The organism is Enterobacter sp. ODB01 (assembly GCF_001623605.1).
GTDB lineage: Bacteria > Pseudomonadota > Gammaproteobacteria > Enterobacterales > Enterobacteriaceae > Enterobacter > Enterobacter kobei.
Genome location: NZ_CP015227.1, coordinates 3,148,945 through 3,163,812 on the forward strand (window position 1 = coordinate 3,148,945; position 14,868 = coordinate 3,163,812).

General features: G+C 47.0%; 15 protein-coding genes and 1 pseudogene. 11 read left to right on the forward strand and 5 right to left on the reverse strand.

Translation table 11 applies throughout. The annotated features are described in order from the left end of the window. Window positions 1-556: 556 nt before the first annotated feature. From A4308_RS15020 to A4308_RS15040, 6 genes are all read left to right on the forward strand, one after another. Window positions 557-1,990, forward strand: a complete 1,434-nt coding sequence (locus A4308_RS15020; protein WP_127312451.1) for a hypothetical protein — start codon at window positions 557-559, stop codon at window positions 1,988-1,990. A gap of 73 nt (window positions 1,991-2,063) precedes the next feature. Further along, complete coding sequence (locus A4308_RS22645) at window positions 2,064-2,219, forward strand: hypothetical protein (RefSeq protein ID WP_162270363.1); 156 nt, start codon at window positions 2,064-2,066, stop codon at window positions 2,217-2,219. Between the two features lie 492 nt (window positions 2,220-2,711). Beyond that, the gene (locus A4308_RS15025) at window positions 2,712-3,215 is read left to right on the forward strand and encodes an SMI1/KNR4 family protein (RefSeq protein WP_032636512.1); all 504 of its coding nucleotides are present in this window, start codon (window positions 2,712-2,714) and stop codon (window positions 3,213-3,215) included. A gap of 37 nt (window positions 3,216-3,252) precedes the next feature. Next, a complete protein-coding gene (locus A4308_RS15030; protein ID WP_063308648.1) occupies window positions 3,253-4,791 on the forward strand; it encodes a hypothetical protein in 1,539 nt (512 codons plus the stop codon). A gap of 10 nt (window positions 4,792-4,801) precedes the next feature. Then, the gene (locus tag A4308_RS15035) at window positions 4,802-5,836 is read left to right on the forward strand and encodes a hypothetical protein (protein WP_049010936.1); all 1,035 of its coding nucleotides are present in this window, start codon (window positions 4,802-4,804) and stop codon (window positions 5,834-5,836) included. 612 nt (window positions 5,837-6,448) lie between these two features. Further along, the gene (locus tag A4308_RS15040; RefSeq protein WP_032636517.1) at window positions 6,449-7,591 is read left to right on the forward strand and encodes a hypothetical protein; all 1,143 of its coding nucleotides are present in this window, start codon (window positions 6,449-6,451) and stop codon (window positions 7,589-7,591) included. Between the two features lie 464 nt (window positions 7,592-8,055). On the opposite strand, the gene A4308_RS15045 is transcribed toward A4308_RS15040, so the two are convergent. Further along, window positions 8,056-8,553 (reverse strand): hypothetical protein, encoded by a 498-nt coding sequence (locus A4308_RS15045; protein ID WP_049010933.1) that lies wholly within the window; start codon window positions 8,551-8,553, stop codon window positions 8,056-8,058. Window positions 8,554-9,082: 529 nt separating this feature from the next. Between A4308_RS15045 and A4308_RS15050 the strand changes: the two are divergent. From A4308_RS15050 to A4308_RS15060, 3 genes and pseudogenes are all read left to right on the forward strand, one after another. Then, window positions 9,083-9,502 (forward strand): annotated as a pseudogene (locus A4308_RS15050) (DinB family protein); the annotation flags it as partial. A gap of 59 nt (window positions 9,503-9,561) precedes the next feature. Beyond that, a complete protein-coding gene (locus A4308_RS15055; protein ID WP_045135142.1) occupies window positions 9,562-10,044 on the forward strand; it encodes a glutathione peroxidase in 483 nt (160 codons plus the stop codon). 236 nt (window positions 10,045-10,280) lie between these two features. Next, entirely contained in the window at window positions 10,281-10,634 is a 354-nt protein-coding gene (locus A4308_RS15060) for a cell envelope integrity TolA C-terminal domain-containing protein (protein WP_045282177.1), read from the forward strand. A 115-nt stretch (window positions 10,635-10,749) separates the two neighbouring features. Here A4308_RS15060 and A4308_RS15065 read toward each other — a convergent pair whose 3' ends face one another. Further along, window positions 10,750-11,151, reverse strand: coding sequence for a RidA family protein (locus A4308_RS15065; protein ID WP_014883721.1), 402 nt, complete (start codon window positions 11,149-11,151; stop codon window positions 10,750-10,752). A gap of 139 nt (window positions 11,152-11,290) precedes the next feature. On the opposite strand from A4308_RS15065, the gene A4308_RS15070 reads away from it, so the two are divergent. Then, on the forward strand, window positions 11,291-11,905 hold the full coding sequence (locus A4308_RS15070) for a TetR/AcrR family transcriptional regulator (RefSeq protein WP_045135143.1): 615 nt from the start codon (window positions 11,291-11,293) through the stop codon (window positions 11,903-11,905). On the opposite strand, the gene A4308_RS15075 is transcribed toward A4308_RS15070, so the two are convergent. Further along, window positions 11,880-12,320, reverse strand: a complete 441-nt coding sequence (locus tag A4308_RS15075; RefSeq protein WP_023330340.1) for a VOC family protein — start codon at window positions 12,318-12,320, stop codon at window positions 11,880-11,882. The two genes, A4308_RS15070 and A4308_RS15075, sit on opposite strands and share 26 nt — an antisense overlap. A gap of 468 nt (window positions 12,321-12,788) precedes the next feature. Between A4308_RS15075 and A4308_RS15080 the strand changes: the two genes are divergently transcribed. After that, window positions 12,789-13,265 (forward strand): WbuC family cupin fold metalloprotein, encoded by a 477-nt coding sequence (locus tag A4308_RS15080; RefSeq protein ID WP_014883727.1) that lies wholly within the window; start codon window positions 12,789-12,791, stop codon window positions 13,263-13,265. A gap of 64 nt (window positions 13,266-13,329) precedes the next feature. On the opposite strand, the gene A4308_RS15085 is transcribed toward A4308_RS15080, so the two are convergent. Both A4308_RS15085 and A4308_RS15090 read right to left on the reverse strand, forming a co-directional pair. Then, entirely contained in the window at window positions 13,330-13,869 is a 540-nt protein-coding gene (locus A4308_RS15085) for a cysteine hydrolase family protein (RefSeq protein ID WP_014883728.1), read from the reverse strand. Window positions 13,870-14,206: 337 nt separating this feature from the next. Then, entirely contained in the window at window positions 14,207-14,806 is a 600-nt protein-coding gene (locus tag A4308_RS15090; protein ID WP_045135144.1) for an NAD(P)H-dependent oxidoreductase, read from the reverse strand. Between the last annotated feature and the right edge of the window lie 62 nt (window positions 14,807-14,868).

A 14,868-nucleotide genomic window follows, 5' to 3' on the forward strand; every position in this document is an offset into this window, starting at 1 on the left:
TGCTGAATTTTTCCATCCTCTCTGTATCTCGTACCATACAGAATCGTTATGGCGTTATATAGTCAGTTTATCAACATCTGAAGCTCTGGTATTTCGAATGGGTTGAAGGTCCATTATCAGTTAGGCGTTGGGCTTTTAAGTAGAAAGGTTGGTGATGATGAGCGTAAGCGAGTTCTGCCAAATGTCGATTGAAGGGATCATCAGTACGATGGCGTTTATTGCCGAACAGATGCAACAGCGCATGTAGCAAAAGGGCATGATAATAGCGCAGAATGTAGTGATGCTGAAAAAATAGTACTTCTCACGTTTCCCCTGTGGAGTATGACACCCCCCAAAATCTCACTGCAAAACGCATAGCATAAAAAATCCGCCCTGCAATGAGAACGTAATAAGCACCTACTAATTTCAGTAGTCACAAAAGTTGAAATAATATGTGGATTAGAATAAGAATAAGTTTACTCTGTAGTCATTGTTTCGAGCAGCGTGGTGAAGTTTATCTGCTTGGGATTTTTAATTAACTCTGGTTTGAGATTTCTCTTCTCACAAGGATATGATTGTGGCAAAGCCTAAAACTCCTTCTAAACTGATTAAAGGTAATATATTTGAATATTACGTACCTAAAATACGCGGGGCAAAACCAAGGCCTAAGCAGATTATTAACAAAAAAGATCCAACTAAAAAGATTTATGATAAAAGCAAACCAGCTAGTTTTTTAAAAAATTCTTTTACGAAGACGACAAGAATCCCATTCGGAAGTGGCGCAAAAAAAAATCTTTCAGCGCATTACCCGGCACTACCCCTACCACAAATTGTACATGCCGCGCTTGAGTGTGGGTATGGTCGTACAGGAATGTGGTCATCTCATCTTCTTCTAAATCATAACGAGTCACTTGAACTGGCGTCTTACTTACTTAAAAGATTACTAATGGTGGCTTCATGTATCAAAGTAGGTAAAAACGATGCTTATTTCACGCAGGAGTTTTATTCAAAAATAGAACCTTCAGAAAAAGTTGCAATCTCATTTATAGCAGGTGGTATAGGTAGTTTCATTGCTGCATACCATTGGCTTGCTGCTGCGGGTGAAAAAATCAATGTTATGTTGCATACCAGTATTTATACTAAAGGGTTGCATCCCTCTATATTAGCAAACCCTTTCACTACTAAAAAATCACCCGACTATCTTATTGAGTCTGATACCGGAGAATGGCATATATTTGAAAGTAAAGGTGGCACGGATGCTGGGCGTAATAAAAGGATTCAGGAAGGTTTACTGCAGCTTGGTGCTATAACACATCTGGCATGGGCTTCACCTACTTTGACTTTAAAACAGGTGCAAACCAATGTATGTACGCACACGTCCATTGATGCTGGCCGTCCTTTGAAGGTGCTTGCCTATGATCCCCCGGGTGAGTATACCGAAGAAGGGAAAAACATCATTCTTGATGAAGCCGTTTGCAAGCTGCTGAAAATCGTTGAAAGTTTAGATCAATTCCATGTGCTCGGGACAGAGATGAGAACAGAAGATGACTGGGAATGGAAGACTGTGCCGCAGATAAAAAACTTAATAGTGGCTCTGCCATCTCAATATTTCGATCTTGAAGAGGAGCTTAGAACACGGCTTGGATTATATTTTATCGCTACTGAAATTATTGATAAATATAAGAGGGGAGCACAGTGGTCGGTAGAGTTCATCATAAAAAATATCGGTAAGAAAATTTCATCCTACGAATTTAAATATAAAGGTAACGCTATAGTGGAGAAATTTTTGAACTTTATTTCAGAACTTAATGAAGTTGATGAATCCACCTCCTTTATTTTACGTTGTCGTCAGCATCTGAAACTTGATGAAATACTTAATGAATTCAATTCTTTATTTGAGAAAGTTATCATTAAATCGGCTTTACCGAAATCGCACCGAAATGGAATTAAAGGATCTGATGCTTTGACCTCAAGCGGAATGTTAATCAGAGAAGTTAATAAAGTAGATTAATATATTCAGATATAAACGAGGATGGGTATCAATTCCTATGACTAAGCTTCTTTCCTGCTAAAAGAGCATCAGTATGCTCCACGAAGCCGAAGCCGAAGCCGAAGCCGAAGCCGAAGCCGAAGCCGAAGCCGAAGCCGAAGCCGAAGCCGTGAACGCTTCCGCAAGCATACATTTTTATACTTCCCGCTCTATATCGGCTGCAAGAAATCTGGGGCACGGAGGCCATTGAGATGAAGTGACTTAAGTCGACAGAAGCGGAAACGCCCGACTCATAAAGATGCTTGCCAAAGCCATGCTGGATAAGTGAGCGCTTCAGTTAGTACTTGGGCGAAACTACGTTGACAGGCCAGAAGCAAGAAGCCGAGATGATGAAGTGTGATGCGGCCGATCTTTCGCGACGTCGCTGCAGTAGGGTTACGAGTTTGTCCCTACCGGACTGACTCTACGCATTCAAGAGCTGGTAATTGAACACAGACGCCTCGGTTATCGGCGCATTTGGGAGCGACCGCGTCGGCGACCTTCGTGCAATCACATGAGGTATATCTCATTCTTGATTCTGGCGGGCCAAATGAGCCTTGCCGCAAAAAACTGAGAACGGCTGACACAGTTTGACAGCGGGTTGTGATTAACTCATTAGCTGACCGTCATACGTATAAAATATTACTCAATTCTCAGCGAAAACTGCCGTTAATAATCATATGGATTGAAAGGAACAGAAACAATGAAGCAACTATGGGAAAAACTGGAAGTCATTCTGCAAGACCGCGACCCTGAGGTATTAATAGATCTTGCACCTCCGGCCACAGATGAAGAAATCGTCGCGTTAGAGCAGGCCCTGAGTGTAATCTTGCCAGCCGATTTTGTAGCCTTCATGAAAATTCACAATGGTCAGCGTGGTATGAGCCATGGATTATTTGATGATTGCGAATTCTTATCCACTTCACGCATTTTGCAGGAGTGGCGTGTCTGGAAAGATTTACTTGATGGTGGCGATTTTGATGGAGCTGAGTCGTGTCCGCAAAGTGGTATTCGTTCGGAATGGTGGAATCCCTCCTGGATCCCGTTTACTTACAATGGAGCGGGCGATCATCTTTGTCTTGACCTTGCCCCGACTGACGCTGGGATTCGCGGGCAGATTATCACGCTCTGGCATGATGATGGGGAGCGTAGAAAACAAGCGGACAGTTTCAGTGATTGGCTCAGACAGTATGTAGAGCAAATGTAGGCTTTTTTGCAATTGATTCGATTAGCCAGGAGGGTAAATGGATTTAACATATGAAGACTTAAAACAACAGCGCCTGCAAAAACTCTTCCACGATTGCCAGCAGCAAGTGTTGTCACAAATTATTGGGCCTTTTGGGCTTTCAACGGCCATGTTTGAGGATCGCAATGGCGGCAATGTAACGACGATGCATAATTTCGAGCGTGAAGAGTCGGATTTCATCGCTGATAAAGACATGTCCAGTCATGCGAAATCGCGTGAGGATTACCAGCGCAAAGAATATGAAAGTAAAGATTTTACAAAAAAAAGCGTGAAACTCCGGGCCGGTGGTATTGATGGTTATACGGGAAAAACGACCAACGCGGCGGATATGGATCTCGACCATGTCACTTCACTAAATACATTGTCCAAAAATAAGAAAGTGCATCTTGCTCTTGAAACCGGGAAAGGCGTTGAAAAAGTCGTCAAAATGGCCAATTCCGACGAAAACCTGGTAACCACACATAAGTCGATTAACCGTTCAAAAGGCGCTGCTGAACTCGATACTTTTGCAGAAAAAAATGGTGAAAGATTTGAGCTGGACCCAGAACGAGTAGCAGCAGCGAAGAAACAATCTAAGGACCATATTTCGACAACGCTTAACTCGGCGCTAATGAAAAAACAAAGCGCAGAGTTGTTGCAGAGAGGCGGCCAACAAGCGTTGCAGATGGGGCTCAGACAAGCTCTTGGGCTATTGCTCACTGAACTGGTAAATGGCTTGTTTAACGAGTTCAAAGTGCTTATTCAACATGGTGTTGAAGTGGGAAAAACATTGTTTGAGGAGGTCCGACAGCGCTTAATGCGCGTAGTTGCTTCCGTGACCAAAAAAATTCCCGATGCGCTGGGACAAATGTTCCAGGGTGGAGTGAGTGGATTCATGAGTAATTTACTCACCTTCTTGCTTAATAATTTTCTCTCTACCGCAAAGCGTTTCGTGACCATGATTCGGGAAGGGCTGTTGGGACTTTTCCGGGCATTTAAAATGATTTTCTTCCCACCGGCACATATGACGGCACAGCAAGCGTTACAGGAAGGACTGAAAATGCTCACTGCTGTCATCGTGACTTCGGTCGGTATGTTGTTGAACGAAAGCATCGCGACGTTTATGGCGACTGTACCGTTTCTGAAACCTTTTGCAGATATGTTAACCCCAGTTCTCATAGGCATTGCCACCGGATTGCTTTCTGTCTTTCTCTCGTATCAGATTGATACGTTTTTTGATCGCTCCCGTTTTACGTTAAGCGAAAAATTCATGGATGAGATGCTCGCAGACGGTATACGTCGTGAAGCGTTTGCCAGTGAGCTGGTGACACTTTCAGAACGTTCGCTGGGTAATATTGAAAATTACGCGACTGCTATAACCCAGTATCAAGCTATTGGGGAAAACCTGGCTACTGCAACGATTTCGACTAAAGCAACACTGGCATGTCTTGAGAGAACTACTGCCGAGACAGCTGTGCAAGTGGCGCGGAGTACTGCTGCAATTGTGTTTATTAATGAAAGCCAGGCCGAAATTGATGACTTTCTAAAAAATATTTGAGAACAGTAAGATGAGTTTGTTAAACAAGCAGGAACTTCAGGTTATCCAGGCGTTTTCGTCCGCAGATTTACCGGAACGTGTCTTTCGCGACAGCAACATTAAAGAATTGATTAGCAGTATGACGGAGGAGCAGCAAACGGTTCAGAAGAGCGCGAAGGATCTTGACCGCCTGCGCAGGGAACAGAGGGACGGAAACTTTATAACTAACTGGTGGAATGATCGCGACGATTTGTTACAGGATGCGCAGATTGATCTCAATAAAGCCATTGGTCGCCTGACGCAAAAATCTTCTCAGTTATTGATTGTCAATACGGCGCTATCCAAGCTACTGAACGAGCAACAACAGATTTTATTGAATCAGCAAAACATTCTGGAAGGCCAAACACGCTCCCTTGCTGAACAAAATGAACAAATCCTGAAACAACAGGTGCTACTGGAAGAACAGCAAAAAGAGATTAATAAGGCCAACCAGGGATTAATGGATGCAAAAGGGGTAACGCAAGATCAGGCTAAGCAGCTAATTGGCTGCGTAAAAAGGGTGACAGAGGCGGAAAACAAAATTGGCGAGGCAAACGCCACCTTGCTGGCAGAACTTGAACAGCGTATTGCTAACTTTTCTTCTGATCTTGCGCAAAAATTGCAAAGTGGCCTTGATGACCAGGTAGGACGGCATAGCATGCTCGAACAGACAATGGTGGACAATCAGGCTGTTCAAAAGAGTTTCGTTGAGAAGATGCAGCAATCCTTGTTGCAGGAACAGCAGTTGTCTCATCAGCAACTGCTCGGCGAGCTTGAGCGAAACCGGATGGATTTAGTTAATTCGGTTAAATCAACCGTAAACCAGTGTGATGCGCTCCAGCATGAAATATCCGTTGTTGTGGCGCAACAAGCTGATAGGCAAACAGGCATTGATCATGCTATTGCTGAGTTACAGGTGAATTTTCTCAAATCCCGATTTCGTCATCGCTTTGTACTGACGGTGATGGGTTGCATTGTTGGGCTTTCTGTCGGTTGGCAAATTGCGCAGCACTTTATGATCTTCTGATTGTGTTAAACCGCATCTGCATAATGGATGCGGTTTGGACTGACCGCACACAGAAAACAATTCCTGTCCTCACGACGAAGCATTTTCGATGTCCTCCGGACTGATTTCCCAGAGACGCTCGGTGCATATAACTTGTACAAGGTTCTGTCAGCTGCGATGCAGCCGTGATTTCGCTGGCTTAAAGCCACGTTCCGAAACGCCTTTGACTATGCCATACGCCACAATCGGCCGCCGGGAGCAACACATTTATGGCGAACGGATGCTTATTGGATCATTATCTGCTTCGTTAGCTCCTTCTGAAGTTGGCGGAACCCAGCCTGAGCTTCTGATTGCCTATGTTAGTTAAGGAGTCTGGCCCGTATTTCTTTATTCGGCGTAAGGGGGATATGGGATCGTGTTGCAATGCTGGATACGGAATGACAGCGTTCAACAACCGGTATGACTACTTCGATTTTAAACGCATAGGGTTAATACTGAGCACTCATAGGCATCTTTCTTAAAGCCAACTTAACGACTCCGGAGTCGTCTCTCATACCTGTGACGATTCAAATATTCTGTTGCAGTTCACTTTCTGATAGGATTAATCTGAATATTTTCCACTGGGACAGGAATATGAAAAAAACATTGATTGCAACATTAGTAAGCATAACGATGTTAACCGGGTGTGGGCCTAAAGAGTTAACTCCAGAGCAAAAGCAGGAAGTGGCGGCACTTAAGGCTGAGCTGTCCCAAACGGAGGGAGAAATCTCTGCAGCGAAACATATTGATCAACAATTTTCAGGTGGACTGATCAAGAATTTAATCACCGCAAGATTGGAAGTTTTAGGAACGAATAAGGCTCTTTTAGAACAGCGTATAAATGCAATTGAGTCAGGAGCCAAAATTGACGTCGTTGTTTCAGGTGTCAAGCCAGACCCTGAACTTGCTGCTTCTATTAAAGCTGAAATGGAGGACCTGGCAGTAAAAATAAACGAAGCAAAAACAGATGCCAGCCAGTACAGTGGTGGTTTAATACAGGTCTTAAAACTGTCAACGGTTGCTACTGAAGAGCAAAGCATGGCGATGTTGCAGCAAAAATATCTCACGGCTAAATATGGGCTTGCTGAAGTTAAGCTTGCACCGGTTCAGGATAATGTTGCAACCGCCAGCAGTAAGAAGGACACAACCGCTGAAACAAGACATGAACAGCCCCCTCTGCTGCCACCAGCTGATGGTCCGTTCGGACTCGAGGCTGGCCTGACTCAAAAGAATATCGAAGATATGATCGGGGCAAAGCTAAAACCACTTCCTGACAGCGTAAATCTCTATACTTCCGATAAGTTACCGAAGTCCAACGCTGATTTTGAAATGTATGGTTTGTTGATCTCGCCTAAAGCAGGCTTATGCCAAATCAGAGCTGTCGGTAAAAACATTGATACTGATAGTTATGGGCTTGCCTTGAAATCTCGCTTTGAAGAGTTGAGTAGCTCGTTAAGCTCGCTTTATGGAAAGGCTGAAACCACAGACCTTTTACTGTCAGGTTCTATCTGGAAAGAACCTCAGGACTGGATGATGGGGCTTAACAAAAAGGAACGATTCCTTTCAGCTACCTGGAAGGGAACGCAGGAAACGCCGCTGAAAAATAACATTGGTGCTATTTCTATTGAAGCAAGAGCGAACAGTTCTGCGCAGGGGTATGTTTACCTTCAGTATACATTTACAAATGATGATGTTTGCCAGGCTGAGATCGATGGGGCTAAAAAAAGCTCTCTATAATTTTTCTTAATCAGGCCCCTTCGCAAGGGGCTTTTACTATTTCACTATAAGGGCTCAACATATGTTATATGATGCTGACCTGCTCACTGTTAATTAATACGTTGTGATCTTTAGTATTTCTTCTTCAGAAACGTGAGGGCATCCCTATAAAGACGCGTTGTTCTGAAATCACCCTCTATAAATGACGAAGGAAATCTCGGAGCAAGGCTAAGTCAGGCCGATAGCGGCGAATTAGTATAGAGCCAGATAATAACGCATCACTTTTTTCGAGATGTTATTTCGATCTTACTGGCGATAGGTGTCTCTGTACCGGCCTCAGCAATTCATCGTTGGTCTGCGGAACATCTCGTTATAGTGATGTCGCGTCAAACGACGAACAACGGTGATGTTTCTTCTTGATATAGCATACTGAAAATGACGTTACTGAACGCCCCACAGACATATTTGATGACAAAGACAGTTAGCTACGCATCCTGCTCTAAGACCACTATAAATTCCAGTCTACGCGGTCTGATAAAACCTTGCACTCCAAATGCTGTAAGCTGCCACAATGGTTTGCCATCCACCTCATCAACCGTTTCCAGCGTGCAACCCATTTCATCAAGCAAGAGGGTTAATTCTTTTGAGTCGGGCTCCAGTAAACGATCCACCTTACTGTGCCCCATATAAGACCACTCGCCATTCTTTTCTTTAAAATAGAGGAATGGGCTACATTCCTTTTGCACTTTCTCAAGACGGGTGAAGTAGTTTCGGTACTCATTATCGCCAGAAACGAACAATAGATTATCCAGAGGTCCATTGACCTCTCTGCGCGCAAAGATGGCGCGAATTAATGTGGAGGAATTGCCACGCGAGGGATTTAAAAAACCGCCCTGCGACAGTCCCTTTTCGCCCGGTTTCAGGAATTTATAACGCTTCTGTATGTCCCTGAACGCATAGTTTTCACCGACGGTAAATGCCATTGCTCTTCTCCTGAAAAAATCTATCTAAAAAATAATTAACGACCAAAAAGTTGAAAACTTTATCCAATAGTAGAAAAAATCGCGACTTCATGCTGTTTATAGTTTGTCGGGAATTGCAAGCATGCCTGTAATCCATACCATTCGCTTATTAGATAATTTCCGGAGAATAGTTCAGATATCCTCCAAGGCCAATGTACGCTCTTCGCTCATAGCGGCCATATGAAATGGAGGCATGACAGGATTGTTTAGCAGCAGGAAGAGGACGTTTGGGCATCTGTGACCTGCTCCCGGTTAATTATCTCATGCCGTTGTTAGTACAACTCTCCTGCAGTTGAGACACATGCTAACTTCCGCTATTCGCTCAAAGCAGACCTGAAGACCAGCTAGCCTGGCCTCTGCGAGCCAACAGCAGACGTTAAGCGTTAGTTGACGGATCATACTCCCACTGCGATTCGTCACTGTAAATCGTACCATCATCATCCATTACTTGGGCATTAAGGTGTCTTGCAATCCGCAACATCTTTCTATACAGGTAGATACGTTAGCGAATGCTGATAAGCATCATCTGATGCTCAGGCTTATGAACCATGTTTATGTCGTTGATATGATTTTCAGAGCCAAGATTACTGGACAAAAGCACCAATACACCGCGTTAAATACGGCAGATACCCCGACTGCAGACGAGCTTCTGACAAAGATGTTTGAATGCACTAAATGGTATATTCAACACGTCGGTATAATAATGAACACGTCTGATCTTTCTGAAGTCGTTAAATTTCGTTTCGTCGATGGTGGGTATGGTGAAATGAAGGCAGGAGATATGCTCAATCATGTCCTTTTTCACGGTTCATATCATCGCGGCGCGGTGGGCTGGATGCTTTCAGAAACGGGAATAGCCCCTCCTAAGGATGTATTAACCGTTTTCCTGAGGGATCATCATCACGAGTGATTCAACCTGAAGGTTAACCAGATTTCACGCCGAACCGTTTCTCTTTTAAGGATGCCAGTATGACCAATTTTCATCAATTTACCGCCACCAGCCTGGATGGCCGTCTTATCTCAATGGACGACTATGCGGGTGAGGTGGTTTTGGTCGTGAATACTGCCAGCCAGTGTGGCTTCACGCCGCAATACGCGGGCCTTGAAGCGCTCTACACGAAATACGCCAGTCAAGGGCTAGTGGTGCTTGGCTTTCCCTGTAACCAGTTTGGTAAGCAGGAGCCCGGCGGCGCCGATGAAATCTCGAAGACTTGTTACATTAACTACGGCGTAAGTTTCCCCATGTTCGAGAAAGTTGAGGTAAACGGTGGCGCAGCGCACCCGGTGTTTCGTTTTCTGAAAAACGAATTGCCTGGCGTGCTCGGAGGACGGATCAAATGGAATTTCACGAAGTTCCTGATCGGACGCGATGGGATACCCCTCAAGCGTTTTGCACCGATGACGACGCCCGAGAAAATGGAGGATGCAATTCTTGAGGCACTGGGGAGGTGAGCGCTTTGGTAGTGATTTAGCGTGCATGATGAACGACGACATCGCAGGTTATTATCCTTGCGCCATAAAAAGGTTCATTGGAAGCATCGGGTTGTGTGAAAAATTGGTAGTTGAAACATGTCCAGTCAATACAGAAAAATAGATCACTATTTCTGAGGCTTAAATGGACTGAGAGGCAAGAAGTGATCGTGTCTGAAACAATAAAGAAAATTGTTATAGTGGCATTTGTGGTGAACATGGCCGCAGGATGTGCGCCGTTGCATCCTTCTGGATGCCATAAGACCACGGCAACGGGCAGTTGCAGTTCAGGGCGCTGGGACGATCAGGATGAGTGGGGCGCGCAAGCGCGGGCAATCAGGGCGGCAATAAATGCCAAACTGGATGAGCCGCAAAACTGGAAAGGGAAAAAATGCAGGCTGCATATTGAATTTGCTCAGGATGGCACGCCTTTAAACATATCCACCAGCAACGGCAATAAAGCCTATTGTGAAGCGATAAAATCAGCAGCCCAAAAAGCCAAATTCCCGGCATTCAACACCCCGGAAGTCTACAGAGATTTTCAAAAATCCGGTTTCGATATGCGCGGGTAACATGCTAACCGCCCTTTGTAAGGTAGCGTCACTCTGAGCTAACACTCACTATGTCCGCCCCGGTTCCACTTTTACACACAGATACCGGTTCTTCTGATACCTGTGTGCAACGTGTTCATTCCTGATGTTCAGGGATCCGGGCGATAACCTTTATCTCAAAATCAAATCCCGCCAGCCAGGTAACGCCCACGGCTGTCCAGTTCGGATACGGTGGCTTAGGGAAAAGCGTTTGTTTCACCTGCATAATGGCTGGAAATTGATTCTCCGGATCGGTATGAAAGGTTGTCACATCAACAAGATCGGCAAACGTACATCCTGCAGCGTCAAGCGTGGCCTTGAGATTATCGAAGGCACGCTCTACCTGCGTTGCAAAGTCGGGTTCGGGTGTACCGTCTTCCCGGCTACCCACCTGTCCGGAAACAAACAGTAAATCACCAGAGCGGATCGCTGCAGAATAACCGTGCTGCTCATACAGCGCGTGGCGATTTGCAGGAAAAACGGGTTTCGGTTGGTTCATAACGGATCCTTTCTTTGGACAGGGACAATGGATGCGCGGCATAAATAAATGAATTAAGATACGCGGCGTATGTCAACTTAATCACACATACGCCGCGTATGTCAAACGACTTGCGTGGTGTAGATTGCAAGGAGTTCTTATGGCAGCCAAACGCCGCGCCGAAACGATGGAAGAAACCCGCACTAAATTGATTGCGGCTGCACGTAAAGCCTTTGCCGAAAAAGGGTTTGCCGCAGCCTCGATGGATGATTTTACTGCCAGCGTGGGCCTGACGCGCGGGGCCCTGTATCATAATTTTGGCGATAAAAAGGGGTTACTTGCCGCTGTCGTTACCCAGATTGATTCTGAAATGGCGCAAAGCGCCAAAAGTGCAGCGGCACATGTGAAGGATGACCAGCAAAAGCTTCTGGCAGAAGGGATAGCCTATATCGAAATGGCGCTGGATGAAGAAGTCCGTCGCATCGTTCTGCTTGATGGTCCGGCTTTTCTTGGGGACCCGGGAAAATGGCCGAGCCAGAATAACTGCCTCGGCGCTACGCGTAAGAGCCTTTCCGACCTGATTGAACGCGGCTTAATCGAACCGGTAGATGTTGATGCCACCGCCTGGCTGTTAAACGGTGCCGCACTGAATGCCGCCCAGTGGGTGGCCGCCAGCGAAGATCCGCAGCAGGCATTACCAAAAGCGATTCAGGTTTTTACCCTGCTGGTAAATGGCCTGGTGAAGGGCGTCATACCTCCCGAAGCCACGGCGTAATCGTTAATCCCGTAAGCAAGCCCTCCGGGCTGAGCAGGCGGGTGACGGTTTGCCCCCATGGTTCTGTGCGGTTTGCCACCAGCAACCGATAGCCTTTTTCAGTCAAAATACGGGTAGCCGAGTCCAGGTCCTGAACCTCGTACTCAACCCATCCTTGCGGTATCGGGTGCTCAGCGGGCCATTGTTCTTCTCCAAAGCAGGACATTGCCGCCTGTGTAAGCGGCCAGACGGCGAAATGCTTCACGCCTTTCAACTGGCCCACTTCTGCGAGCAGATAATCACTGTTCCCCTCCATCGGCTTAAGCGGAAGGCCGAGTGTATGGATATAAAACGCGGCGCTGGACGCTGTGTCCCGTGAAATAGGCCCGAACCCAGCGACAAATAAAACATCAATTCCCGGTAAAGCTTGCGGCATATCCCCTCCTGTATGACGTAACACTTACGCTGAATTTATCTTACGACCAGTTGAAATACGACTCTCAATTCTGGCATCGCTTTCACCGAGTCTACACGTTCCCGACGGGTTTAAATTTCAGTGCGATGACGTGCGTTTCAACGTGAGTTTTACTCAACCTCAGTTTTGGACTCATCACACTATACTTACGACCTGAAACCGAAGGGGGCGCACGAGGATGGTATGCCTGGCTAGAACTTATCCAGATCCCGCATGGATTTATCACACCCACGGATGGTCTGAGTCAGCGTTTGAAAAATCCCTGTCTCTCTTAAAATTACCTGTCCGCGCGGAGCGGCAGATGCGATGTTTTCAACACGCTAGCAGCGTTTTGTTTCATAAATACCGTGGCTTATCGGCTTTTCAGAATGGTATAACGTCCTGCGGCAATCGGGTTGCCGCCAGCTGACCACATTCACAAAGGTGTATATGAAACAAATTACGTTCAGTGACCTGCAGCAACAAAGCGAGCAGGCTGCCAATTCTCCTCGCTTACGCGCGCACCGCAATTTACATCCCGAACTGAGCGACCCGGTACAACGCCTGGCTATCGCGATGGAGCCAGGTACCTATGTTCGCCCTCATCGCCACCCGCACACGTTTGAACTGCTGACGGCTCTGAGCGGTCGCTTTCTGGTGTTGAATTTTGATGACAGCGGTAACGTGACCCAGCGCGTGGTGTTAGGTGAAGACTGCAAAGTGCTGGAGATGGATGCCGGTACCTGGCATGCCGTGCTGTCGCTGGATAAAGGCGGCGTCATTTTTGAGGTGAAACACGGCGGCTATCAGCCTGTTCCGGAGCACGATACCGCTCCATGGTCACCGGCTGAGAACGCGCCCGGTAGTGCGGAGCTGATGAAATGGTACGCTCAGGCACAGGTGGGTGATGGAGGTTTTACCCTGTAATTTTCTCTACTTTTCCCGACGCGCGGAAAGGCACGCCGGGATAGAGAGAGACGCTCCCGCCAACTCAACTGACCGTATTAAAATGCCAGTCGCCGGCAGTCGACAGCATCACGAACGGGCCGGCCAGCGTGCTGTTGTGATGCGCAATGATGTCAGTGGCGGATAAATGTGCGTTATCCATTGTGGTATGCGCATCTGAAATCAATATCGTCCTGAAGCCCAGCTCCGGCGCGGCCCGGCAGGTGGTGTCGACACAAAATTCGGTTTTCATCCCGGCAATGACCAGCTGTTTGATGCCTCTCTGATTAAGTTCACGCAGCAATTCGGTATCCCGAAAACAGCTGGGATGGCGCTTGGTGAAAACAACATCCTGCTCCTTCACGTCCAGCTCGGGTATCAGCTGCGTCAACGGCCCCTGCGCTGAAAAGGGCGAGTCGTCTGGTCCAACATGGCGGGCAAAAAAGACGGGTACCTGAGCGTGGCGCGCGTTGGCTATTAACAAACGGATATTTGCCAGAACGGCATCGGCGGAACAGGGTGAGACCGGGCCCCGGAAGAGGCCCTGCTGCATGTCGATAATTAAGAGAGCATTGTCAGAAATCATTTTCTTTCTCCATTCAGAGGGCGGTGAACGGAGAGGTATTTCCCCGTCCAGTTAGGCGGGGATTGAGGTTCTGTTTGTCAGTCGTTTGCTACAGATACGCTCATGCCGCCGAAGGTGCCGGTGGTGGTGAGGGTGGTTGTTGGCTGAACTGACTGATACATGGAATGACCTTTGTTTATTCATTCCGCTATATGCGGAATGAGCACGTTAGTTATAGCGTTGCTTAACGCATTGCTTCAAGACACCAACTTGAGTAGGGGTACGATGCAGCGGCAGGAAGCTGTCAGCAAAGGCTCGTAACCTGCTGTGCACGCCTTTGCTGACTGAATAGCCGGGATTATTTAAGGCCCTCTAGTCCCTTCAGGAACTCCTCCACCAGCTCAGGCGTCGCCGTGTCTGCCTGGTAAAGAATATCGAGTTTGACGTTCTTCAAACCGCAGAAGCCGAAAATGCCCTCGACTATTTGAGTCTGAATCGCCGTCGAATAACCATGTTTATCGAAACCGTTAAGATCGCTGCCAGCAGTCGCAATAAGGCGAACGGGAACGTCGCGCAAATTGCCCACAATCCGGCCGTCTTCTGCCACTTTATACGCCCAGTTCAGCGTCAGAACGCGATCAAACCAGCCTTTCAACAGACCGGGAACGGACCACCAGTACACCGGGAAAACGAATACCAGCATATCCGCCCGCTCGACCCGCTGCTGCTCGCGCAGAATATCTTCAGGAAGGGCGCTCGGATCGCCGTGGTACAAATCAAGATCGGCGCGGGACATGGCCGGGTTAAACCCTTCGGCATGCAGATCGGCCATCTCCACCTGCGTACCCTGTTCACGCAGTTTCCCGGCAATGCGGGCGGCCAGCGAATGGGATAACGAATTGTCGACAGGGTGAGCCGTCACGATCAGTGCATTATTAATGGCATGTGTAGCAGACATAGCGACCTCGAATGGGTGAGAAGTGACGTTTATATTACTATTGGTAACTTAGCTGTCAATCC

What these genes read in the sequence shown, in the direction of transcription:
- A4308_RS22645 (WP_162270363.1), top strand. Translation starts at nt 2,064, where the DNA reads ATGCTCCACGAAGCCGAAGCCGAAGCCGAAGCCGAAGCCGAAGCCGAA.
- A4308_RS15025 (WP_032636512.1), top strand. Translation starts at nt 2,712, where the DNA reads ATGAAGCAACTATGGGAAAAACTGGAAGTCATTCTGCAAGACCGCGAC.
- A4308_RS15030 (WP_063308648.1), top strand. Translation starts at nt 3,253, where the DNA reads ATGGATTTAACATATGAAGACTTAAAACAACAGCGCCTGCAAAAACTC.
- A4308_RS15035 (WP_049010936.1), top strand. Translation starts at nt 4,802, where the DNA reads ATGAGTTTGTTAAACAAGCAGGAACTTCAGGTTATCCAGGCGTTTTCG.
- A4308_RS15040 (WP_032636517.1), top strand. Translation starts at nt 6,449, where the DNA reads ATGAAAAAAACATTGATTGCAACATTAGTAAGCATAACGATGTTAACC.
- A4308_RS15045 (WP_049010933.1), bottom strand. Translation starts at nt 8,553, where the DNA reads ATGGCATTTACCGTCGGTGAAAACTATGCGTTCAGGGACATACAGAAG.
- A4308_RS15055 (WP_045135142.1), top strand. Translation starts at nt 9,562, where the DNA reads ATGACCAATTTTCATCAATTTACCGCCACCAGCCTGGATGGCCGTCTT.
- A4308_RS15060 (WP_045282177.1), top strand. Translation starts at nt 10,281, where the DNA reads ATGGCCGCAGGATGTGCGCCGTTGCATCCTTCTGGATGCCATAAGACC.
- A4308_RS15065 (WP_014883721.1), bottom strand. Translation starts at nt 11,151, where the DNA reads ATGAACCAACCGAAACCCGTTTTTCCTGCAAATCGCCACGCGCTGTAT.
- A4308_RS15070 (WP_045135143.1), top strand. Translation starts at nt 11,291, where the DNA reads ATGGCAGCCAAACGCCGCGCCGAAACGATGGAAGAAACCCGCACTAAA.
- A4308_RS15075 (WP_023330340.1), bottom strand. Translation starts at nt 12,320, where the DNA reads ATGCCGCAAGCTTTACCGGGAATTGATGTTTTATTTGTCGCTGGGTTC.
- A4308_RS15080 (WP_014883727.1), top strand. Translation starts at nt 12,789, where the DNA reads ATGAAACAAATTACGTTCAGTGACCTGCAGCAACAAAGCGAGCAGGCT.
- A4308_RS15085 (WP_014883728.1), bottom strand. Translation starts at nt 13,869, where the DNA reads ATGATTTCTGACAATGCTCTCTTAATTATCGACATGCAGCAGGGCCTC.
- A4308_RS15090 (WP_045135144.1), bottom strand. Translation starts at nt 14,806, where the DNA reads ATGTCTGCTACACATGCCATTAATAATGCACTGATCGTGACGGCTCAC.